Source organism: Pseudomonas sp. TWRC1-2, assembly GCF_049896685.1.
Classification (GTDB): Bacteria; Pseudomonadota; Gammaproteobacteria; order Pseudomonadales; family Pseudomonadaceae; genus Aquipseudomonas.
Genome location: NZ_JAFCUU010000002.1, coordinates 76,143 through 97,310 on the forward strand (window position 1 = coordinate 76,143; position 21,168 = coordinate 97,310).

The 21,168-nt window shown below is 57.7% G+C and carries 27 protein-coding genes; 9 read left to right on the top strand and 18 right to left on the bottom strand.

Translation table 11 applies throughout. The features are described from left to right. Nucleotides 1–46 precede the first annotated feature (46 nt). The 8 genes from ACP7B3_RS04685 to thrS form a co-directional block, all read right to left on the bottom strand. Nucleotides 47–403 (bottom strand): MerR family transcriptional regulator, encoded by a 357-nt coding sequence (locus ACP7B3_RS04685; RefSeq protein WP_003174972.1) that lies wholly within the window; start codon nt 401–403, stop codon nt 47–49. After that, entirely contained in the window at nt 384–686 is a 303-nt protein-coding gene (gene ihfA, locus ACP7B3_RS04690) for an integration host factor subunit alpha (RefSeq protein ID WP_002553164.1), read from the bottom strand. Before ihfA ends, ACP7B3_RS04685 begins: the two co-directional genes overlap by 20 nt. A 3-nt stretch (nt 687–689) precedes the next feature. Next, complete coding sequence (gene pheT, locus ACP7B3_RS04695) at nt 690–3,068, bottom strand: phenylalanine--tRNA ligase subunit beta (protein ID WP_426178194.1); 2,379 nt, start codon at nt 3,066–3,068, stop codon at nt 690–692. A gap of 26 nt (nt 3,069–3,094) precedes the next feature. After that, nucleotides 3,095–4,111, bottom strand: coding sequence for a phenylalanine--tRNA ligase subunit alpha (pheS, locus tag ACP7B3_RS04700; protein ID WP_057721572.1), 1,017 nt, complete (start codon nt 4,109–4,111; stop codon nt 3,095–3,097). Nucleotides 4,112–4,220: 109 nt separating this feature from the next. Further along, nucleotides 4,221–4,577 (bottom strand): 50S ribosomal protein L20, encoded by a 357-nt coding sequence (gene rplT / locus ACP7B3_RS04705; RefSeq protein ID WP_053257052.1) that lies wholly within the window; start codon nt 4,575–4,577, stop codon nt 4,221–4,223. A gap of 30 nt (nt 4,578–4,607) precedes the next feature. Continuing rightward, on the bottom strand, nt 4,608–4,802 hold the full coding sequence (rpmI, locus tag ACP7B3_RS04710; protein WP_002553160.1) for a 50S ribosomal protein L35: 195 nt from the start codon (nt 4,800–4,802) through the stop codon (nt 4,608–4,610). Nucleotides 4,803–4,862: 60 nt separating this feature from the next. After that, on the bottom strand, nt 4,863–5,414 hold the full coding sequence (gene infC / locus ACP7B3_RS04715; protein ID WP_015884933.1) for a translation initiation factor IF-3: 552 nt from the start codon (nt 5,412–5,414) through the stop codon (nt 4,863–4,865). Further along, nucleotides 5,414–7,336: a threonine--tRNA ligase gene (thrS, locus tag ACP7B3_RS04720; RefSeq protein ID WP_119742672.1), complete on the bottom strand. Its 1,923-nt coding sequence runs from the start codon at nt 7,334–7,336 to the stop codon at nt 5,414–5,416. Before thrS ends, infC begins: the two co-directional genes overlap by 1 nt. Nucleotides 7,337–7,704: 368 nt before the next feature. Between thrS and ACP7B3_RS04725 the strand changes: the two genes are divergently transcribed. Then, entirely contained in the window at nt 7,705–8,016 is a 312-nt protein-coding gene (locus tag ACP7B3_RS04725) for a hypothetical protein (RefSeq protein WP_106580537.1), read from the top strand. A 292-nt stretch (nt 8,017–8,308) separates the two neighbouring features. After that, on the top strand, nt 8,309–8,521 hold the full coding sequence (locus ACP7B3_RS04730; protein ID WP_003234260.1) for a cold-shock protein: 213 nt from the start codon (nt 8,309–8,311) through the stop codon (nt 8,519–8,521). 74 nt (nt 8,522–8,595) lie between these two features. On the opposite strand, the gene ACP7B3_RS04735 is transcribed toward ACP7B3_RS04730, so the two are convergent. Together ACP7B3_RS04735 and ACP7B3_RS04740 are read right to left on the bottom strand one after the other, a co-directional pair. Beyond that, nucleotides 8,596–8,916, bottom strand: coding sequence for an I78 family peptidase inhibitor (locus ACP7B3_RS04735; protein ID WP_106580536.1), 321 nt, complete (start codon nt 8,914–8,916; stop codon nt 8,596–8,598). A 143-nt stretch (nt 8,917–9,059) separates the two neighbouring features. Further along, on the bottom strand, nt 9,060–9,365 hold the full coding sequence (locus ACP7B3_RS04740) for a hypothetical protein (protein ID WP_145165847.1): 306 nt from the start codon (nt 9,363–9,365) through the stop codon (nt 9,060–9,062). Between the two features lie 157 nt (nt 9,366–9,522). On the opposite strand from ACP7B3_RS04740, the gene ACP7B3_RS04745 reads away from it, so the two are divergent. Beyond that, on the top strand, nt 9,523–9,735 hold the full coding sequence (locus ACP7B3_RS04745; RefSeq protein WP_032886978.1) for a hypothetical protein: 213 nt from the start codon (nt 9,523–9,525) through the stop codon (nt 9,733–9,735). A gap of 33 nt (nt 9,736–9,768) precedes the next feature. Here the strand turns inward: ACP7B3_RS04745 and ACP7B3_RS04750 are convergent, their stop codons facing one another. From ACP7B3_RS04750 to ACP7B3_RS04780, 7 genes are read right to left on the bottom strand one after another with little or no spacing between them, the layout of a single operon-like run. After that, on the bottom strand, nt 9,769–10,797 hold the full coding sequence (locus ACP7B3_RS04750; RefSeq protein WP_106580533.1) for a nucleoside hydrolase: 1,029 nt from the start codon (nt 10,795–10,797) through the stop codon (nt 9,769–9,771). Between the two features lie 26 nt (nt 10,798–10,823). Further along, on the bottom strand, nt 10,824–11,228 hold the full coding sequence (gene rbsD, locus ACP7B3_RS04755; RefSeq protein ID WP_145165845.1) for a D-ribose pyranase: 405 nt from the start codon (nt 11,226–11,228) through the stop codon (nt 10,824–10,826). After that, complete coding sequence (gene rbsK, locus ACP7B3_RS04760; RefSeq protein ID WP_426178199.1) at nt 11,225–12,142, bottom strand: ribokinase; 918 nt, start codon at nt 12,140–12,142, stop codon at nt 11,225–11,227. Before rbsK ends, rbsD begins: the two co-directional genes overlap by 4 nt. Before the next feature lie 23 nt (nt 12,143–12,165). Next, nucleotides 12,166–13,188 (bottom strand): LacI family DNA-binding transcriptional regulator, encoded by a 1,023-nt coding sequence (locus ACP7B3_RS04765; protein WP_426178201.1) that lies wholly within the window; start codon nt 13,186–13,188, stop codon nt 12,166–12,168. A 3-nt stretch (nt 13,189–13,191) separates the two neighbouring features. After that, complete coding sequence (locus ACP7B3_RS04770; protein ID WP_145165842.1) at nt 13,192–14,169, bottom strand: ABC transporter permease; 978 nt, start codon at nt 14,167–14,169, stop codon at nt 13,192–13,194. Then, entirely contained in the window at nt 14,166–15,719 is a 1,554-nt protein-coding gene (locus ACP7B3_RS04775) for a sugar ABC transporter ATP-binding protein (RefSeq protein WP_145165841.1), read from the bottom strand. The genes ACP7B3_RS04770 and ACP7B3_RS04775 overlap by 4 nt, the downstream gene beginning before the upstream one ends. Before the next feature lie 57 nt (nt 15,720–15,776). Then, the gene (locus ACP7B3_RS04780) at nt 15,777–16,736 is read right to left on the bottom strand and encodes a sugar ABC transporter substrate-binding protein (protein WP_145165840.1); all 960 of its coding nucleotides are present in this window, start codon (nt 16,734–16,736) and stop codon (nt 15,777–15,779) included. A 496-nt stretch (nt 16,737–17,232) separates the two neighbouring features. Here ACP7B3_RS04780 and ACP7B3_RS04785 point away from each other — a divergent pair, with 496 nt between their 5' ends. The 3 genes from ACP7B3_RS04785 (at nt 17,233) to ACP7B3_RS04795 (ending at nt 19,422) form a co-directional block, all read left to right on the top strand. Continuing rightward, nucleotides 17,233–18,321 carry an asparaginase gene (locus ACP7B3_RS04785; protein ID WP_106580526.1) on the top strand — a complete coding sequence of 363 codons (1,089 nt, stop codon included), beginning with the start codon at nt 17,233–17,235 and terminating at the stop codon, nt 18,319–18,321. A gap of 155 nt (nt 18,322–18,476) precedes the next feature. After that, nucleotides 18,477–18,728 carry a DUF1654 domain-containing protein gene (locus ACP7B3_RS04790; RefSeq protein WP_369301012.1) on the top strand — a complete coding sequence of 84 codons (252 nt, stop codon included), beginning with the start codon at nt 18,477–18,479 and terminating at the stop codon, nt 18,726–18,728. 4 nt (nt 18,729–18,732) lie between these two features. Then, nucleotides 18,733–19,422, top strand: coding sequence for an endonuclease (locus ACP7B3_RS04795; RefSeq protein WP_124418031.1), 690 nt, complete (start codon nt 18,733–18,735; stop codon nt 19,420–19,422). A gap of 31 nt (nt 19,423–19,453) precedes the next feature. On the opposite strand, the gene ACP7B3_RS04800 is transcribed toward ACP7B3_RS04795, so the two are convergent. Then, nucleotides 19,454–19,819: an SPOR domain-containing protein gene (locus tag ACP7B3_RS04800; protein ID WP_262210394.1), complete on the bottom strand. Its 366-nt coding sequence runs from the start codon at nt 19,817–19,819 to the stop codon at nt 19,454–19,456. Nucleotides 19,820–20,081: 262 nt separating this feature from the next. On the opposite strand from ACP7B3_RS04800, the gene csrA reads away from it, so the two are divergent. The 3 genes from csrA to ACP7B3_RS04815 all read left to right on the top strand — a co-directional run bounded on the left by csrA (nt 20,082) and on the right by ACP7B3_RS04815 (nt 21,140). Then, complete coding sequence (gene csrA / locus ACP7B3_RS04805) at nt 20,082–20,276, top strand: carbon storage regulator CsrA (protein ID WP_003192511.1); 195 nt, start codon at nt 20,082–20,084, stop codon at nt 20,274–20,276. A 209-nt stretch (nt 20,277–20,485) separates the two neighbouring features. Further along, entirely contained in the window at nt 20,486–20,749 is a 264-nt protein-coding gene (locus tag ACP7B3_RS04810) for a hypothetical protein (RefSeq protein ID WP_145165837.1), read from the top strand. Nucleotides 20,750–20,843: 94 nt separating this feature from the next. Continuing rightward, nucleotides 20,844–21,140: a hypothetical protein gene (locus tag ACP7B3_RS04815; protein WP_369301013.1), complete on the top strand. Its 297-nt coding sequence runs from the start codon at nt 20,844–20,846 to the stop codon at nt 21,138–21,140. The last annotated feature ends 28 nt before the right edge of the window (nt 21,141–21,168 follow it).

A 21,168-nucleotide genomic window follows, 5' to 3' on the forward strand; every position in this document is an offset into this window, starting at 1 on the left:
ATATACCGCAAGCTTTTGAAATGTGGAAGTATTTTAAAAGCCGACGTTATTTCTTCAAAACCACCAGCACATCTTCGAGTTCGGAGATCATCTGGCGGATCAGTTGCTTGTATTGGGTGGTATCGTCTTTGGCTTCATCACCGGACATGCGCTGGCGCGCGCCACTGATGGTGAACCCCTGGTCGTACAGCAACGCGCGGATCTGTCGGATCATCAGCACATCCTGGCGCTGATAATACCGACGGTTCCCGGTGCGTTTGACGGGGTTGAGTTGAGGAAACTCCTGCTCCCAATAGCGCAGCACGTGCGGCTTGACCGCACAGAGCTCGCTGACTTCACCAATGGTGAAGTAGCGTTTGCCTGGGATGACGGGTAGTTCGTCGTTATGACTTGGTTCCAGCATAAGCCTCAACTCGGGCCTTCAACTTCTGCCCTGGACGAAAGGTGACCACACGGCGAGCCGTGATCGGGATTTCTTCTCCCGTTTTTGGATTGCGGCCAGGCCGCTGGCGTTTGTCCCGCAGGTCAAAATTGCCGAAACCGGACAATTTGACCTGTTCGTTGTCTTCCAGAGCGTGCCTGATTTCTTCAAAAAACAGCTCGACCAATTCCTTGGCTTCGCGTTTGTTCAGACCCAGCTCTTCGTACAGACGTTCCGCCATCTCAGCTTTCGTCAAAGCCCCCATACGTCACTTCCTTAACGTGGCGTTCAACCTTTGTTCAAGCGAGGTGAGGATATTTTGTGTCGTGGTATTCACCTCATCGTCATTAAGAGTGCGCGATGGATGCTGCCAGGTCAAGCCAACTGCAAGGCTTTTTCTATGCGGATCAATGCCTTTACCCTGATAGACGTCAAATAGCCTGAGGTCTGTCAGCCATTCCCCTGCATTTTCACGGATTACATCCAGAACGGCAGTGGCGGCGACTTCGCGATCGGCGATCAGGGCCAGGTCACGACGCACTTCAGGGAAGCGCGACAACTCGCTGAATTTAGGCATCTTGCCCGACGCGACTTCCGCCAAGACTAGCTCAAAAACGAATACCGGACGGTCCAGACCGAGGGTTTTCGACAACTCCGGGTGGATGGCACCTACGTAGCCCACCAGGCGCCCTTCGCGTTCGATACGCGCAGTCTGGCCTGGGTGCAACGCTGGGTGGCTGCCCGGCACGAACGTGAAATCGTCGAGCGCGCCGGCAAAGCCCAAAACTGCTTCCACGTCAGCCTTGACGTCGAAAAAGTCCACGGCGTCGCGGCCTTGGGCCCAGCCCTCAGGCAGGCGGCTGCCGCACACCACGCCAGCCAGCATCGGTTCTTGTTTCAGGCCGTCGAGTTGGCCGACAAAACGCAGACCGCTTTCGAACATGCGCACGCGGTCTTGCTGACGGTTAAGGTTGTGGGACAGTGCTTTTACCAGGCCCGGCCACAACGACGAACGCATGGCCGCCATGTCGTTCGAGATCGGGTTAGCCAACAGCAGTGGCTCGACGCCCGGGTTGAACAGCTCGAACTGTTTAGGATCGATGAAGCTGTAGGTCACCGCTTCCTGGTAGCCACGGGCGACCAGCAGGCGACGCAGCTCCGGCAGGTGCGCACGGGCCTCAGCTTTAGGCTGCGGCGCCAGGCGTGCTTGCGGGTAGCGAACCGGCAGGCGGTTGTAGCCATACAGGCGGGCCAGTTCTTCGATCAGGTCAACTTCCAGGCTGATATCGAAGCGATGGCTTGGCACTTCGACGTGCCACTGCCCTTCCCCGCTCGCGGCAATGCTCAGGCCGAGGGCCGACAGCAGTTGCTCGATCTGAGCCGGCTCGATCACCAGGCCGAGCATTTGCTCGACGCTCTTGGCACGCAAGGTGATCGGTGCAACGGACGGCAGGTGCTGCTCGCTCACGGTTTCAGTGATCGGGCCAGCTTCGCCGCCGGTGATTTCCAGCAGCAGGCCAGTGGCGCGCTCCATGGCCTCACGGGCCAGCTTCCAGTCCACACCACGCTCATAGCGGTGCGAGGCATCGGTGTGCAGGCCGTAGGAACGGGCTTTGCCAGCGATGGCGATCTGATCAAAGAACGCACTTTCAAGGAAAATATCACGCGTGGTCGCGGACACGCCGCTGTGCTCGCCACCCATAACGCCGGCAATGGCCAGGGCGCGGGAATGATCGGCGATCACCAGGGTATCGGCGCGCAGGGCCACTTCCTGGCCGTCGAGCAAGACCAGTTTCTCGCCTTCTTCGGCCATGCGGACGCGAATGCCGCCGTTGATTTCGGCGAGATCGAACGCGTGCAGCGGTTGGCCCAGCTCCAGCATTACGTAGTTGGTGATGTCGACGGCAGCGTCGATGCTGCGTACATCGGCGCGGCGCAGGCGCTCAACCATCCACAGCGGGGTTGGCTTGGACAGGTCGACGTTGCGGATCACACGGCCCAGGTAACGCGGGCAAGCGTTGGGAGCCAAGACTTCGATCGGGCGCACTTCATCGTGCACAGCGGGCACGGCGGCAACCACCGGACGAGTAACCGGGACGTTATACAACGCACCCACTTCGCGTGCCAGACCGGCCAGGGACAGACAGTCGCCACGGTTCGGGGTCAGGTCGACCTCGATGCTGGCGTCTTCGAGTTCCAGGTAAACGCGGATGTCCTGGCCCACTGGCGCGTCGGCCGGCAGTTCCATCAGGCCGTCGTTGCCTTCGCCCACTTGCAGTTCAGCCTGGGAGCACAGCATGCCGTTGGATTCAACGCCACGCAGCTTGGCTTTCTTGATCTTGAAGTCACCCGGCAGTTCGGCGCCGATCATGGCAAACGGAATCTTCAGGCCCGGGCGCACGTTAGGCGCTCCGCACACGACCTGGAACGTCTGCGCGCCGTCACTGACCTGGCACACACGCAATTTGTCGGCATCCGGGTGCTGCTCGGTGCTCAGCACCTCGCCCACCACGACGCCGCTGAAAACACCGGCGGCCGGCGTGACGCTATCGACCTCAAGACCGGCCATCGACAGACGAGCAACCAGCTCGTCGCGATCTACCTGCGGGCTTACCCAGCCACGCAGCCATTGTTCACTGAATTTCATCCTGCTCTCCTAAAGATTCGTTACGACTAGCGAAATTGCGCGAGGAACCGCAAGTCGTTGTCGAAGAACAGACGCAAGTCGTTCACGCCGTAACGCAGCATGGCCAGGCGCTCAACGCCCATGCCGAAGGCAAAGCCCGAGAACTCTTCCGGGTCGATCCCGGACATGCGCAGCACGTTAGGGTGAACCATGCCGCAGCCCATCACTTCCAGCCAACCGGTCTGCTTGCAGACGCGGCAGCCTTTGCCGCTGCACATCACGCATTCCATGTCGACTTCAGCGGACGGCTCGGTGAACGGGAAGAACGAAGGACGGAATCGAACCGCCAGCTCTTTCTCGAAGAACACCCGCAGGAATTCTTCGATGGTGCCTTTGAGGTCGGCGAAATTGATGTCGCGATCAACCAGCAGGCCTTCGACCTGGTGGAACATCGGCGAGTGGGTGATATCCGAGTCGCTACGGTACACACGGCCTGGGCAGACGATGCGGATCGGCGGCTTGGTCGCTTCCATGGTGCGGACCTGTACCGGCGAGGTATGGGTGCGCAACAGCATGTTCGCGTTGAAATAGAAGGTGTCGTGCATCGACCGGGCCGGGTGATGGCCTGGGATGTTGAGCGCCTCGAAGTTGTGATAGTCGTCTTCGACCTCAGGGCCTTCGGCAATGCCGTAGCCGATGTGGGTAAAGAACTGCTCGATACGTTCCAGAGTCCGGGTGATCGGATGCAGACCGCCCGAGGCCTGGCCACGGCCAGGCAGGGTCACATCAATGGACTCGGCGGCGAGTTTGGCCGCAAGATCGGCCTCCTCGAGCGACGCCTTGCGCGCATTGAGAACCTCTGTGACACGCTCCTTGGCAACGTTGATCAGCGCACCGACTTGCGGACGCTCTTCAGCCGGCAAATTCCCCAGGGTCTTCATCACCTGAGTCAATTCACCTTTCTTGCCAAGGTAGTGAACCCGGATTTGCTCCAGGGCATTTACATCTTCAGCGCTTTGCACAGCCTCAAGGGCTTGAGCGACGAGCGCGTCCAGGTTTTCCATGTACAGACTCCAGATACAAAATAGGGGAAGAGCTTGAAGGCTCTTCCCCTATTTATGACGTTTACCACCTTGAGCTGCAGGAGCAGCCCAGGGTGACTGTCGGGGGTACTTAAGCCAAGGTGGCTTTAGCTTTCTCGACAATCGCAGCAAACACCGCTTTATCGTTCACGGCCAGTTCAGCCAGAACCTTACGGTCGATTTCGATGGACGCTTTTTTCAGGCCAGCGATGAAACGGCTGTAGGACAGACCGTTAACACGAGCACCAGCATTGATACGAGCGATCCACAGAGCGCGGAACTGACGTTTTTTCTGACGACGGTCACGGTAGGCGTATTGGCCTGCCTTGATTACCGCTTGCTTGGCAACACGGAATACGCGTGAGCGCGCGCCGTAGTAGCCTTTAGCGAGTTTCAGAATTTTTTTGTGACGTTTACGGGCAATGACGCCACGCTTTACACGAGCCATGAGTTACTTCCTCTAGTCTTGATCCAAAAATTAACGAAGGCGCAGCATGCGCTCGACTTTTGCCACGTCAGACGGATGCAGCAAGCTGCTACCGCGCAGTTGACGCTTACGCTTGGTCGACATTTTGGTCAGGATGTGGCTCTTGAAAGCGTGCTTGTGCTTGATACCGTTAGCAGTTTTCAGAAACCGCTTAGCAGCACCACTTTTAGTCTTCATCTTTGGCATGTTCGGATACTCCGCATTCAGTTGATAAACATAATCAGAAGGCCTGCCGTGCCCTGTTGATTACTTCTTCTTTTTCGGGGCGATGACCATAATCAGCTGGCGTCCTTCCATCTTAGGATGCTGCTCGACGGAACCATACTCCAGCAGGTCAGCTTCAACCCGCTTGAGGAGTTCCATCCCCAGCTCCTGGTGGGCCATCTCACGGCCGCGGAATCGCAAGGATACCTTGGCCCTGTCCCCATCACTCAGGAAACGTACCAGGTTGCGCAGTTTTACCTGGTAATCCCCTTCCTCCGTCCCTGGACGAAACTTGATTTCTTTTACTTGAATCTGCTTCTGGTTCTTCTTCGCTGCGGCAACCTGCTTCTTCTTCTCGAAGATCGACTTGCCGTAGTCCATCACCCGGCAAACGGGTGGGATTGCATCGGCGGAGATTTCCACCAGGTCCAATTTGGACTCTTCAGCAATACGAAGCGCTTCATCAATCGAGACGATGCCAATCTGCTCGCCGTCAGCGCCAATTAACCGAACCTCGCGTGCCGAGATATTCTCGTTGATCGGGGCTTTCGGTGCAGCTCGTTTATCTTGTCTCATTTCACGCTTAATAATAATTACTCCGAATCTGGGCGACCACGCCGGGAAACCGCTTGCGCGAGGAACTCAGCGAACTGGGCGACGGGCATCGAGCCCAGGTCAGCACCTTCACGAGTACGCACAGCGACAGTCTGCATCTCGACTTCCCGATCTCCGATAACCAAAAGATAGGGAACCTTGAGCAAAGTATGCTCGCGGATTTTAAAGCCGATCTTTTCATTTCTCAAGTCGGACTTGGCACGAAATCCGCTTTCGTTGAGAGTTTTTTCAACTTCAGCCGCAAAATCTGCCTGTTTATCAGTGATATTCATGATCACTGCCTGGGTCGGAGCAAGCCACGCAGGGAACGCACCCTCGTAGTGCTCGATCAGGATTCCGACAAACCGTTCGAACGAGCCAAGGATCGCTCGGTGCAACATAACCGGGTGTTTCCGGCTGTTGTCTTCGGAGACGTATTCGGCTCCCAAACGGATCGGCAGGTTAAAATCGAGCTGCAAAGTACCACATTGCCAGACACGACCAAGACAATCTTTCAGCGAGAACTCGATTTTCGGGCCGTAGAAGGCGCCCTCACCCGGCTGCAGATCGTACGCAAGGCCCGCGCTGTCTAGGGCTGCGGCCAGTGCAGCTTCGGCGCGATCCCACAGTTCGTCGGAGCCGACGCGTTTTTCCGGACGAGTGGACAGCTTCATTTCGACTTCGGTGAAGCCGAAATCGCGATAAACGTCCATGGTCAGCTTGATGAACGCGGCGGATTCAGCCTGCATCTGCTCTTCGGTGCAGAAGATGTGTGCATCGTCCTGAGTAAAGCCGCGCACGCGCATGATGCCGTGCAGCGCACCCGATGGCTCGTTACGGTGGCAGGCACCAAACTCGGCCAGACGCATCGGCAACTCGCGGTAGCTTTTCAGGCCCTGGTTGAACACCTGCACGTGGCATGGGCAGTTCATCGGCTTGATGGCGTAGTCGCGGTTTTCCGACTGAGTGGTGAACATGTTGTCGGCGTAGTTGGCCCAGTGCCCGGACTTTTCCCACAGGCTGCGGTCAACGACCTGCGGAGTCTTGATCTCCAGGTAGCCGTTTTCGCGCTGAACCTTGCGCATGTACTGCTCAAGCACCTGGTACAGGGTCCAGCCGTTCGGGTGCCAGAACACCATCCCAGGCGCTTCTTCCTGAAGGTGGAACAGGTTCAGGCGCTTGCCAATCTTGCGGTGGTCGCGTTTTTCGGCTTCTTCAATGCGCTGGATGTAGGCCGCCAGCTGCTTTTTGTCAGCCCAGGCAGTGCCGTAGATACGCTGCAGTTGCTCGTTCTTTGCATCGCCGCGCCAGTAAGCGCCGGACAGCTTGGTCAGCTTGAACGACTTGAGGAAGCGCGTATTCGGCACGTGCGGGCCACGGCACATGTCGACGTATTCTTCGTGGTAGTACAGGCCCATCGCCTGCTCGTCCGGCATGTCTTCCACCAGACGCAGCTTGTAGTCTTCGCCACGCGCGGTGAACACGTCGATCACCTCGGCGCGCGGCGTGACCTTCTTGATTACGTCGTAATCTTTTTCGATCAGCGCGTGCATGCGCGCTTCGATAGCGGCCAGGTCGTCCGGAGTGAAAGGACGCTCGTAGGCGATATCGTAATAGAAGCCTTCATCGATAACCGGACCGATCACCATTTTTGCGGTGGGGTACAGCTGTTTGACCGCATGGCCAATCAGGTGCGCGCAAGAGTGGCGAATGATCTCCAGCCCCTCTTGATCCTTGGGCGTGATGATTTGCAGGCTGGCGTCGCTGGTGATCAGGTCGCTGGCGTCAACCAGCTTGCCGTCGACTTTGCCGGCTACGGTGGCCTTGGCCAGGCCTGCACCGATAGAAGCGGCGACCTCGGCTACGGATACCGAATGATCGAATGAACGTTGACTGCCGTCGGGAAGAGTAATAGTTGGCATGGCGCCTCCTCTCCTAGTGGTGACCCCTACCAAAGGTCACGTGGGTTGGGATGAGCCAGTACAAGATCCAACACCAGGCCGTTCAATGATGAACGCCTGCCTTACAGCGGCAGGAGCCTTTCGGCCAACCGATAATCGAACCAGAGTGACTGGAGTGAGCTAAAAAGAACATGGCAAGGCGGCAATTTGGCACGCCTGGAAATAGCCAGGCCGAGGATGCTAGCACAGATGAACGGTCATCGTGCTGGCGCCGCCTTTCTGAAAGACAAATTCGAGGCTTTATAGGTGCAAAAGTGAACTTGAGCTGTACGCCATGCCTCAAACACACCGAGAATCGCTGTTCGTCCTCGACCCAAAGGAGCATCCACATGATGCGTTTCACCTCGACCCTCGCTCTCGCTGCCTCCCTGGCCTTCCTGTCGCTCGGCGCCCAGGCAGCCGCCCCATCGAACTGGCCAACCGGCGCTCGCGACAACTTCATCAAAGATTGCAGCTCGGCAGCCCAGCAAAGCGTGGACGCCAAAACTGCCAAAGACCATTGCGAATGTGGCGCTGACAAGATCAACGCCGAATTGAGCACCGCAGAGATCAAGGAGCTCATGACCAACCAGAACGCAGATCCGGCGCTTAAGAACAAAGCTGTCGCGGCTATTTCGTCCTGCAAAGTCGTGAAGAAATAATCAGAACGACCACTGATCAGACGGCCGTCGCGCTGAAAAAACAGCCTGAAAACTGCCATTTCGCACAAATTACGCAGCTTTTACAGCTTTTTTTAACAGCTGATATTTCGCACCAAAGCCCCGTAAATCGGGGCTTTCAGCCAGCCCAGGCAGCAAATGCAATGCTATTGATTAGCAAACAATGCCTTGGGGGGGCTCCCAAGTCGAACATTTCGACTATGATAGCCAAGTGTGCCCAGTTGGCCTGAGCAGCACAGCACTACTGAAAATATATGTTTCTTGGAGATACACCATGTCTAATCGCCAAACCGGCACCGTTAAATGGTTCAACGATGAAAAAGGCTTCGGCTTCATCACTCCTCAAGGTGGCGGTGACGACCTGTTCGTACACTTCAAAGCTATCGAAAGCGACGGTTTCAAAAGCCTGAAAGAAGGCCAAACCGTTTCCTTCGTGGCTGAGAAAGGCCAAAAGGGTATGCAAGCTGCACAGGTTCGCGGCGAGTAATTCTCCGCTGAGCTAAAAAAACCCCGTCCATGCGACGGGGTTTTTTATGGGCGCTACAAAAGTAGCCGAGGTTCTTAGCCGCAGTTGACTCGCGTGATCACCAGATTGTCATCGGTGTTCAGGTTCAGGCGGTCGGAGCGGTATTCCAGGGTGATCATGTCATTAGGCTTGAGGATACGTGCGTTCTGCGCACCGGCACGTGTACGCGCCTGCTCCAGCAACTGGGGCGAGGCTTTCTGGCCGATCGCGAACTCGGCGGCCTTCGCCTCACAGCGGCTATGACCGGCATCGGCCACGGCGGCGTCTTTGGCTGGCTCAGAGGTACCCGGGGTGCTGCAACCCGCCAACGCGAATGCTGCCAACAAAGTACCGAATGATGCGAGCTTCCAAGGCATGAAGCCTCCTATGATAAAAATGGACAGAGATCGTGCGACAGCGATCTGGGGGATTGGTTTCAAGACGTGAATCGCCCGCAGGCAAGTCTGCCTGACTCAGGCCGAGCATTCGCTCGGTCAATCGTCACCAGATATGAATGTATTCAGTAGATGTCGATGTAGTCGAACGGCGGCTTCGGCCAGTTCTGCTTGAGCGCGTTGAATATCTGCATGACCCAGACTTCATCACTGGCCGCTACGTTACCGACATAACCGGAGCCTTTGGCCCAGGTCTCAAGGCGAAACAGCAAGCCGGCGATATCAGTGCCGCCAACCACGCCTGACGAGATGTAGGCAATCCCGGCCTTGGTCACCCGCAGCTGGGTATGCTGGTCATCGCTGGCGCTGGCCAGCAACTGACGAACAGCCTCCAGCGTCAGGTTCTCGGGGTTGTTCAAATCGATCTGCACCTGGCGTTCCCCGGCAATTAAACAGGGCCACAGTGTCGCACAGCACATGCCTCATGCCTAAGTAGCAGTGCCAAACGCTACCCAAAAATGGTTAACTGCGCCGGTAAAAGCCGCGTTTTAGCGCACTGCCCAGTACTTCCAACTCCGCGAGACACCCATGACCACTGTTACCCTCCAAGCCGACATCAAAGCCAAGTGGCCCCAAGGACAAAGCTCCTACAGCCCCGGAAGCCCGGAGGAGTTGGCAATCATCGGAATCGACCTGCTGGTCAAGGAACTCGGCACTCAGGCTGCACAAGCCTTCATCGGCCAGGTATTCGAAAAATACCCGGCCGATCACATGGGCGCACACAACCCCGAGCGCGAATAAGAACCGGCCGACGAACGCCGACCGGCACACACATTACTTCAGACGCGCCAGACGCTCGGTCAGCAGATCGAAGAAGCCCTGAGCATCGCCGTTCTCGACCCAGAAGGCATTCTTCGGCTGCTTCAGGCCATCGTACCAATCGACGATGGTCTGACCGAAGGTCGGGCCTTCACGGCTGTCCACCACCACATTGACTTCACGGCCGCTGAACAGCTCAGGTTTGAGCAGGTAGGCAATAACGGTGGCATCGTGAACCGGGCCGCCTGGAATGCCGTAGTGCTCCATGTCGCCTTTGACGTATTCATTCAGAATATCGCCGACGACCTTGCTCGCGTTGTTGTTGATATCGGCGATTTGCTTGAGGCGCGCCTCACTGGTCAACACCTTGTGGGTGACGTCCAGTGGCAGGTAAGTCAACTTGACGCCGCTTTTGAGCACGACCTCAGCCGCGATAGGGTCGGCAAACAAGTTGAATTCGGCCACTGGCGTGATATTGCCGCCGTTGAAGTGCGCACCGCCCATCACCACCACTTCCTTGATGCCTTGGGTGATTTCCGGAGCCTGGGTCAACGCCAGCGCCAGGTTGGTCTGTGGGCCGAGCATGGCGATGGTGATGCTGTGGGGCTTGGCGGTGCTCAGGGTTTTGATCAGGTAATCAACGGCATTGCCTTCGGCCAGGCCTTTTTTCGGCTCGTGCACGGTAACGCCCGAAATACCCTCTTTACCGTGAATATTCTCGGCGTAGATCGGCGTGCGCAGCATCGGTTTTGGCGCCCCTGCGTACACCGGAATATCCTCGCGCCCTGCCCATTCGCGGGCCAGGCGCGCATTGCGGGAGGTTTTGTCGAGGCGCACGTTACCGGCGACGGTGGTCAGCGCACGGATATTCAATTCCTGTGGAGAGGCCATTGCAAACAGCAAGGCCACTACATCGTCAGCACCCGGGTCGGTGTCGATGATCAGGTCGATTTTTTCCGCCGCGTGGGCGCTGGCTGCTGTGAGCGCGGACAAAAGCAGGACACTCCGAAACAGGTTTTTCAGGGATGGAAGACCACGTTGCATGAAACACTCCTTGTCGTAGGAAATCTCTAGAAAGTTACGCCGGACACCAGCGCGATATTGCAATAAGGCTGGCACTCGCCGGTGCGCACGACGGCGCGAGCCTTGCGGCTCAGTTGCTTGAATTCTTCGTGGCTGACCAGGCGTCGCTCGCCCAGGGCTGCCTGCTCGGTCAGGGTGTTGAGCGCAGTGAGTGCAGGCGGTTGCTTGAGCAGGATTTCTTCGGCCAGCACGTGGCTTTCCACCTGCATCTCGCTGAGCACAATGCGCAGGGTGCTGATGAAGTCAGGAATACCTTGGGTCAGCGCCAGGTCGATCAGCTCGACACCCGGCGGCACGGGCAAGCCGGCATCGCCGATCACCAGGACGTCACCGTGACCGAGAGACGCAATGACACGCGACAGGGCAATATTGAGCAGCGGTGTCTTTTTCATGAGGGCACAAAACCTTGAACGTCGTGCAGCGTGGGAATAGAGGGTTGCGCACCGGCGCGAGTCACAGATAGCGCTGCGGCCACCTGACCAAAGCGGATGGCCTCGGCTTCGCTCTTGCCATTGGCGAGCGCGGCGGCAAACCCGCCGACAAAGGTGTCGCCCGCCGCCGTGGTGTCCACAGCCTTGACCTTGGGCGCCACCAGATGCTCAAAGCCTTGGCCATCGGCAAACAATGCGCCCTGGGCACCGAGGGTGATAATGACCTTGCCCGCGCCTGCCTTGATCAACTGCGTCGCAGCGACCTTGGCACTGTCGAGAGAGTCGACCGTCACGCCGCTCAAGGCGGCGGCTTCACTTTCATTGGGAATCAGGTAGTCAATCGAGGCATACCATTCGGCCGGCAAAGGGCCGCTGGCGGGTGCCGGATTGAGGATCACCGTCTTGCCCAGTTCACGTCCGCGCTTGAGGGCCTGGCCTACCGTGTCCATCGGCGATTCCAGCTGGCAGACGATGACGTCGGCGCCCTGCAACACTGCGTCAGCCCGTTGCAACGAGGCTGGCGTCAGCGCACCGTTGCCGCCGGCCACGATCACAATTGCGTTCTGGCTGCTGTCATCCACCACAATCAACGCCACGCCGCTGGAGCCGTCTACCGTGCTCACGGCCTGACAATCAATGCCCTCCACCACCAGCGCATCACGCAATTGGGCGCCGTAGGCATCAGTGCCGACACAGCCGACCATCGCCACATCAGCGCCCAGACGCGCAGCAGCCACTGCCTGGTTGGCGCCCTTGCCGCCGGAGACGGTAGAGAACGTTTGGCCGATCAGGGTTTCACCGGCACGCGGCAACCGACTGGCGCGGGTGACCAGGTCCATGTTCAAGCTGCCTATTACCACTACTTTTGCTGGCATACATCAGTACTCATCAATTCGGTTCAGCGGTATTGGGCGAACACACCGGCGACCGGCGCCGTCGACTCACGCAAAACAATACTCGGCGTCACGATACGTTGATCGATCGGCAGTTGGGGGGTTGCAATTCTTCGCAGCAAAAGCTCGGCCGCCGTTTCGCCCAGTTGCACGATCGACTGCCCGACCGTGGTCAGCGCCGGGTACACGTAACGGCCCATTTGAATATCATCGAAACCAATCACCGACAATTCGCCGGGCACGCGAATATTGCGCTCTGCCGCAGCGCGCAACACGCCGAAACCGATCATATCGTTACTGGCAAAGATCGCGCTCGGTGGATTGTCCGACAGCAACTGCACGGCTGCGGCATACCCGCCGGTGCTGGTGAAGTCGCTCTCTTGAGTGCGATTGTCCGCCACTTGCACGCCCGCCTCACGCAGCGCCCGGTGATACCCCGCCAGACGCATTTGCGCCACGCGGGTGTGGCCGGGGCCACCAATGCAGGCGATGTCGCGGTGACCGAGTTCAAGCAAGTGCCGGGTCGCCAGGTAGGCGCCCTCCTCGTGGTCGATGCGCACCAGATCGACATCGATGCCATCCAGCGCACGGTCGACGATCACCATGGGCGTGCGCACCGCGCTCAAGCCAGCGGCAAGGCCACTGTCGTCGCCCCCTACCGAGGTCACGATCAAGCCGTCGATGCGCTTTTCGAGCAACACGCGCAAGTAGCTGCGCTGTTTTTCAGCGTTGTCATCGGAGTTGCAGAGGATCACGCAATAGCCATTACGCTCGCAGTAATCCTCGATCCCGCGGGCCAACTCGGCAAAATACGGGTTGAGGCTGTTCGGCACCAACAGGCCGATGGTGGCGGTGGTCTTGGCCTTGAGCGATCGCGCGACCGCACTGGGCACATAATCGAGCTGCTTGATTGCCGCTTCGACCTTGATCCGTACAGGCTCACTCACCGGCCGCGTCTTGTTCACCACATGGGACACGGTGGTGTAGGAAATACCCGCAAGCGCTGCCACATCCTTGATCGTCGCCATGGTTCAGACTCGCCGGCTGGCGCGCTGGCTGCGGTAAGTGTCGAGGACCACGGCAATCACGATCACAGCACCGGTGATGATGCGTTTGGTGGGCTCCGTAGCACCGATCTGCGCCAGGCCAGCGGCCAGTACCGAAATGATCAACACGCCGAAAAAGGTGCTGATAACCGAACCGCGTCCGCCCATCAAGCTGGTGCCGCCGATCACCACAGCGGCGATCACCTGCAGCTCCAGGCCGGAGCCGGCATTCGGGTCCGCCGCTTCCAGGCGCGAAATCTGGAACAGTGCCGCCACACCGGCCAACAGCCCCATCAGGCTGAACACCAGGATTTTGTACGGCTTGGGATTGATACCGGCCAGGCGCACGGCCTCTTCGTTGGTGCCGATACCGATCAGGTAGCGACCAAACACCGTGCGCGTCAACACCAACTGAGCAGCAATGATCACCAGCAAGGCAATGATGAACGACGGCGAAATTCCGAAGGCAATCGGGTTCGACAGCCAGGCAAACGAATCACCAATATAGGCGGTACGCGAGCCAGTCATTTGGTACGCCACGCCGCGCGCCATCTCCAGCACGCCGAGGGACACAATAAACGAGGGGATTCGCCAGGCCACAGTAATCGAGCCGGTGATGGTGCCTGCCACTGCCGCACAGCCCATGCCCAGCAGCGCTGCCGGCAGCACGCTCCAGCCCCAGCCGAGAATCGCCACACTGACCGCCGACGCGGCCAATGCGAGCACCGAGCCAACCGACAGGTCGATGCCGCCGATAATCAGGATGAACGTCATGCCCACCGCCAATACCATCAAGTCCGGTATCTGGTTGGCCAGGGTGCTGAAGGTGTCATAGGACAGGAAGTGATCGCTCAACACTGAGAACAGCGCGATCATCGCCAGCAAGGCGCCAGCCAGACCCAGGTAAGTGCCCAGGCCGTAGAAGTTGCCGCCGGTTTTACCCGGGGAAGTTGTGGTTTTCATGGGGTATCCCTAAGCGCTGCATCGTTGAGCAGCGCGTCACGTTTTTGGTAGCCGGCAAAAGCGGCGGCGAGCAATTCGTCCTGGGTCCAGCTGTCGCGCTCGAAGGTTTCGATCAGGCGTCCGGCGGACAGCACACCGATGCGGTCACAGATCAGCATCAGCTCACGCAGGTCGCTGGACACCACCACCAGCGCTTTGCCCTGGCGCGTCAATTCGCCGAGCAAGGCATAAATGTCGAACTTGGCGCCGACGTCGATGCCTCGGGTCGGCTCATCGAACAGCATCACCGCGCAATCGCGCTCCAGCCAACGGCCGATCACGACTTTCTGCTGGTTACCGCCCGACAGCTCGGACACCAACTGCGCCGGACTGGAGCTGCGGATGCGCATGGCGTCGATCTGGCGCTTGGCCAAGGCGGTTTCGTCGCGGCTGTTCACCACGCCGCCGCCGGAAATTTCCGGCATGTTGCCCAAAGCAATGTTGGCGCTGATCGACTGGGTCAACAGCAGGCCTTCGCCCTTGCGGTCTTCGGTGATCAGGGCAATGCCATGGCCCACCGCATCCACCGGGGAACGAATGCTCACCACCTGAGCCGGCGAACCCAAGGCGACAGTGCCGCTGTCCGCCAGGTCCGCGCCGAAGATCAGGCGCAACAGCTCGGTGCGGCCGGCGCCGATCAGGCCGGAGATGCCATAGATCTCACCGGCGCGCACTTCAAAGGACACATCACGCACCTTGTCCGAGCGGGTCAGCCCTTTTACGGTCAAGGCGGGGCCGCCAATAGTGCGCGGGCCCAGGTCGATCTGTTCACCCAGCTCGCGACCGACCATCAGGGTGACCAGTTGCTCACTGTTGTAATTGGCCATCGGCTCGACGCAGACCAGTTTGCCGTCGCGCAATACCGCAATACGCTGGGCAACACGGGCCAGCTCTTCGAGCCGGTGTGAAATATAAATGATCGCCACGCCCCGAGCCTGCAGGCGAGTGATTTGTTCAAAAAGCATTTCGACTTCGCGCGCGGTAAGCATCGCCGTGGGTTCGTCGAGAATCAGTACGTGGCAGTCGCCGATCAGGTTGCGGGCGATTTCAACCATTTGTTGATGGCCAATGCCCAAGGTGCCGACCAGCGTGTCGGGGTCAATCGCATCCAGGCCGACCTGGGCCATGGCTTCGATCGCGGCTTTGCGCAGTTGCTTACGGCTGATCCAGCCACATTTGCTGGGCAGGTTATCCAGAAACAGGTTTTCGGCCACCGTCAGTGTGGGCAGCAGGTTGAGCTCCTGCATGACCATGCGCACGCCCAGCTCTTCAGCCTGGGTGCGGCTGCCGGGACGGTAGTCCTGACCATTGAACTGCATATGCCCGGTGGTCGGCGTGACCAGCCCGCCGATGATTTTCGACAGCGTACTTTTACCTGCGCCGTTTTCACCGGTCAGCGCCAGCACTTCCCCACGATTGAGCGTCAGGGTGATGTCGGACAGAACCGGTTGGGCATAGGTCTTGCCGATACCGCTGACCGAGAGGACAGCGTTCGGGGCGGAAGATGACATAGGAAAATCTCCAGGCGCCCACTCAGGACGAGCGGGCGCTGTTGGGTACTGCCAGGATTACTTCTTGAGGACGAGTTCGACCGGGGTTTCGATCACACCGTCTTTGGCATCGACTTTCTCACCCTTGACCAGCTTGAGCGCGTTCTGGATACCGAACACGGCTTGCTGGGCGGCAGCCTGGTCAGCGGTCGCAAGCACACGGCCATCTTGCAGCATTGGTTTGATGGCTTCGATGTTGTCGTAGCCTACGACCAGCACTTTGCCGGCTTTACCCGCAGCGCGCACGGCAGAGACAGCGCCCAAGGCCATGTTGTCGTTACCCGCCAACAGTGCCTTGAGGTCCGGGTATTCGCTCAACATGGCGGAGGCGACTTTCTGACCCTGGTCGATTTCCCAGTTGCCCGACTGAGTGGAGACGATCTTCATGCCGGCTGCGTCCATCGCGTCCTTGTAGCCTGCGGTACGCTGCTGCGCGTTGGTGGTGGTCGGGACACCTTCGATGATGCCGACCTTGTCACCCGCGGCCAGTTGCTTGGCCAGGTAGTCACCGACCAGCTTGGAGCCTTTACGGTTATCCGGGCCTACGAACGGAATATCGAGGTTTTTGCTTTTCAATACATCCGGATCAAGGCGGTTGTCGATGTTGACGACCTTGATGCCCGCATCGGAAGCTTTCTTCAATACGGTGACCAGTGCCTTGGAATCAGCCGGAGCAATCACGATGGCGTTTACTTTGGCGAGGATCATCTGGTTGACGATATCGATCTGCGCGCTGGTATCGGTTTCGTTCTTGATCCCGTTGGTGATCATGTCGAAATCACCGGCGTGGTCTTTTTGATACTTCTTGGCGCCGTCCTGCATGGTCACGAAGAATTCGTTGGCGAGGGACTTCATCACCAGGCCGACCTTGGGTTTGGCGGCGGCGTCATCGGCAAAAGCAGAGGAAAGGGGCAGAGCAGCGGATGCAGCGGCAAGCACAGCGACAGCAAGAAGACGTCCAGCAAATGGCAGCTTCATGGGTTCACTCCGATCTTATGATTATTGTGAGCAACGCTTGCACGGCAGACCGTCTCGCAAACGTTTGCGTTAGTCAAACTATGAGAACCTTGTCGAGATTTGTCAACGGGTGAAAAACGCCTTTCATCCAAGCCCATTGCTACCTGCCATTGCGCCCCATTCGGTGGATGCGACTAAACATCGCCCTCGCCCGCCCGTTCTCTAAAACGACAGCCTGTGACACTCATGTCATACGAAACTTGTCTATATGCCCTGATGGCTTTCGGACAACCGAACACGATATTGCCTCCCCGTTCGGAAAGCCGGACGGGTGCTTTTTCATGCCCTCTGGGATATCTGTAAATATTGTTTTAAATCAACACCTTAATTTATAAGCACGAACACAATCAGCTTGGTACAAATCCTGCTCTTTCCTGGCACCTCGTGGCGTTCAGAACCGCCCGGGTGTTCTAGATGAACCTGCGACCGCACTCATCAAAAACCAGAGAGAAAAATAATGAAATCTGCACTGAAGTCTTTTGTTCCGGGCGCACTCGCCCTCCTGCTGCTGTTCCCCGTTGCCGCTCAGGCAAAGGAAGTTGAGACCAAGACCAAACTGTCCAATGTGGTGATTCTTGCCACCGGCGGCACTATTGCCGGCGCTGGCGCCAGCGCTGCCAACAGCGCCACTTATCAGGCGGCCAAGGTCGGCATCGAGCAATTGATCGCTGGTGTTCCTGAGCTTAGCCAGATTGCCAATGTGCGCGGCGAGCAAGTGATGCAAATTGCATCCGAAAGCATCAACAATGAAAACCTGCTGCAACTGGGTCGCCGTGTTGCCGAACTGGCCGACAGCAAGGACGTCGACGGCATCGTGATTACGCACGGTACCGACACCCTCGAAGAAACCGCCTACTTCCTGAACCTGGTGGAAAAAACCGACAAGCCAATCGTGGTGGTCGGCTCGATGCGTCCAGGCACCGCCATGTCGGCGGACGGCATGCTCAACCTGTACAACGCCGTCGCCGTCGCCGGCAGCAAAGATGCACGCGGCAAGGGCGTGCTGGTCACCATGAACGATGAGATCCAGTCGGGTCGTGACGTCAGCAAGATGATCAATATCAAGACCGAAGCGTTCAAGAGCCCATGGGGCCCGTTGGGCATGGTGGTTGAAGGCAAATCCTACTGGTTCCGCCTGCCGGCCAAGCGCCACACCCTGGATTCTGAATTCGATATCAAAACCATCAAAAGCCTGCCGGACGTTGAAATCGCTTATGGCTACGGCAATGTGAGCGACACCGCCGTCAAGGCCCTGGCTCAGGCTGGCGCCAAAGCCATCATCCATGCCGGCACTGGCAATGGTTCGGTGTCTTCCAAGGTCGTCCCTGCCCTGCAGGAACTGCGCAAACAAGGCGTGCAGATCATTCGCTCGTCCCACGTGAACGCCGGCGGTTTCGTGCTGCGTAACGCCGAACAGCCTGACGACAAGTACGACTGGGTGGTTGCCCATGACCTGAACCCGCAGAAAGCGCGGATCCTGGCGATGGTTGCGTTGACCAAGACCCAAGACAGCAAAGAGTTGCAACGGATGTTCTGGGAATATTGATTTCTGATAACACTGTGGAGGCGGGTTTACTCGCCTCTATCTTCCCTTGAAACTTCCCCGCCATAACTCCCCGCGCAAGTCCTGAGTTTTAAGCAGTTGCGAAATTCCTTATAGTTAAATACTGTATACACATACAGCAAACTAAGGAATGCTCCGTGGCAAAGTCCTCTTCCGCAACCACAACCCCGCCTGACGCTTACGCACGCTTGGCCGTTCGCGTGCAAAAAATTATCAATTCGACCAATGCCCAGAAAGCCAAGGCAGCCTTGATCTTCCGTTTACCCGAAGAGCCCGAAGATGAATGGGCGCGCTTGCTGGAAGAAATTGCAGAGAACGACAACGTCACCCTCGCTTATCGGGACGACGGTGGTGTGCAGATTTTCTGGGTTGTGCCGAAGGAAGATTGATTCAATGAGTGTTCGCTTTACTGCTTTGTTTTGTCTGTTTTTTGCCATTACCGCCAACGCCCAGGCGCCTAGAACCTTCAGCGAAGCCAAGAAAGTTGCCTGGAAGCTCTATGCGCCACAATCCACAGAGTTTTACTGCGGCTGCAAATACACCGGCAACCGGGTGGATTTAAAAGCCTGCGGGTATATTCCACGCAAAAATGCCAACCGTGCCGCACGCATCGAATGGGAGCATATCGTTCCAGCCTGGCAGATCGGCCATCAGCGTCAATGCTGGCAGAACGGTGGACGCAAGAACTGTACGCGCCGCGATGATGTGTTCAAGCGTGCAGAGGCCGACTTGCACAACCTGGTGCCGAGCATCGGGGAGGTCAATGGTGATCGCAATAACTTCAGTTTTGGTTGGCTGCCGGTACAAACCGGACAGTACGGCTCATGTTTGACCCAAGTGGACTTCAAGGCAAAAAAGGTCATGCCGCGCCCGTCTATTCGCGGAATGATTGCCCGGACCTACTTTTACATGAGCAAACAATATGGCTTGCGCCTGTCGAAACAGGACCGCCAACTGTATGAAGCCTGGAACAAGACTTACCCGGTACAAACCTGGGAGCGCCAGCGCAACCAGACCGTGGCCTGCGTGATGGGGCGGGGCAACGAGTTTGTCGGCCCGGTTAACCTGAAAGCCTGCGGTTGAGGGCGGGAGGAGCTCCCGCCCGGTCTGTTGGTTACTGTGCGGCCTTGTGTTCAATCACCTGGGACTCGGTGTCATTTTTCTTGGCGCGGGCCAGTTTTTCGGTCAGTTGCGCCTGCTTGGCTTCGGCTTCGGCCTTACTGGCGAACGGCCCCAACAGGACATCGTCCTTGCCTTCTGTTTTCACGATATAAAAATTAAACCCATGTTCCAGCAACCAGGCAGTCAAGTCAGTGATTGCCTGGAGCTTGTGGTCCGGCGGGCCGACCCACACATCCCATTCCTGAGCGGCAATCGCGCCGGTGTCTGGCTGGCTTTCAGTCACGGCAGGCTTGGCCTTGGGCGCTTCGACAGGTTTGCCTTCACCGCAACCGGCCAATGCCAACACCGCAATTGCCATCGCTACTTTACGCACTGCCCTGCTCCTTTGAGGATAAAGAGGCAACTTTATCATTCACTGTCTATTCTGGCCGTCATAAACGTTGGCTTAAACAATGCGAATGATGTATCGCAGACCTGTATGATGCCGCCATGGGAATTAATGTCGCCTCTATGCGTCCTAAAAGAGGCAGTCACAGGGAAGCGCTTAGCAGTAAGCTACACACATCCGACATCTGCCCTGTCTGAAACATGTGTCCTTAAAAGTAATCAAGGAGAAGTCCATGCTTATACTCACCCGCAAAGTCGGTGAAAGCATAAACATCGGTGATGACATCACGATCACCATTCTGGGCGTCAGCGGCCAGCAAGTACGAATCGGCATCAACGCACCCAAGGACGTTGCCGTGCATCGCGAGGAGATTTACCAGCGTATCCAGGCTGGCCTGACGGCTCCGGACAAAAACCAGACTCCTTGACGCACTCTCAGTAGCCAGCCCTTTCGTTCACTGTAACGGCTGGCGAAGACCCTTCAAGCCTGCTCGCGTCTCTTGCGTGAACAGCACGTTTTGCGCCTTGCGCTTCGCCCCAAGATGAAACTGTCTTGACGACTTGAACTTGTTGCGTAATCCACAGCCGAATCTTCTGACTCTTATTCTGCCGTCCGAGTGCATTCAGGAGCACGTCGATGAGGCACGCCGCCCCCAAGCCCCTCGTTTCCAAGTCCTGGTGGATCGTCCTGCTGATAGGGCTGGTCTTCGTGACGCTGGGTTATGGCCTGAGATACGAAATTGAAAGTAGCAGTGCCTCCCATGGTAGCTCTTGGCCTGATCTGGCGCTGTTTCTGTGCGGTTACCTGTTTGCGTTCTGCCTCAAGCCTATTCAGAAGGCGATTCTGCGCAAGTTGTGTCAACGCGCCGCGCAACGAACGCACCACAAAACTGCACGATGACGCCTCCTTGCGGGCTATCAGATCACCGGCATTTACAGTGTCGCAGCAAGACCTATGCTTGGGCTTGCACGGTCAGTATTAAGGGCTGAAACAGATGGATACCCTGAGTAAATCCGAAATTGAAACTGCGCTGGCGGCCCGCCTGCCCAGTTACACAATCGCCTGCACACTGCACGCTGACGGCACATTGTCGGCTGTTCTCAGCGGCCCTGAAACCGACCACTTTGCAATCACCGGTATCGTGCGCGCGCACTATCGCGGCCCAGAAGCGATAGCCCGGCTGGCGAACGAAATCCTCAGAGAAATGGTGATGTCCCGCCAGGGCCTTCGCAGCAGCCGACTGCAGGCCCTACCGGAAAATAGCGTAAGGTCAGACCGACCCGGCAGCTGATGAAATCAGGAGCGATAACAGGTTTGGC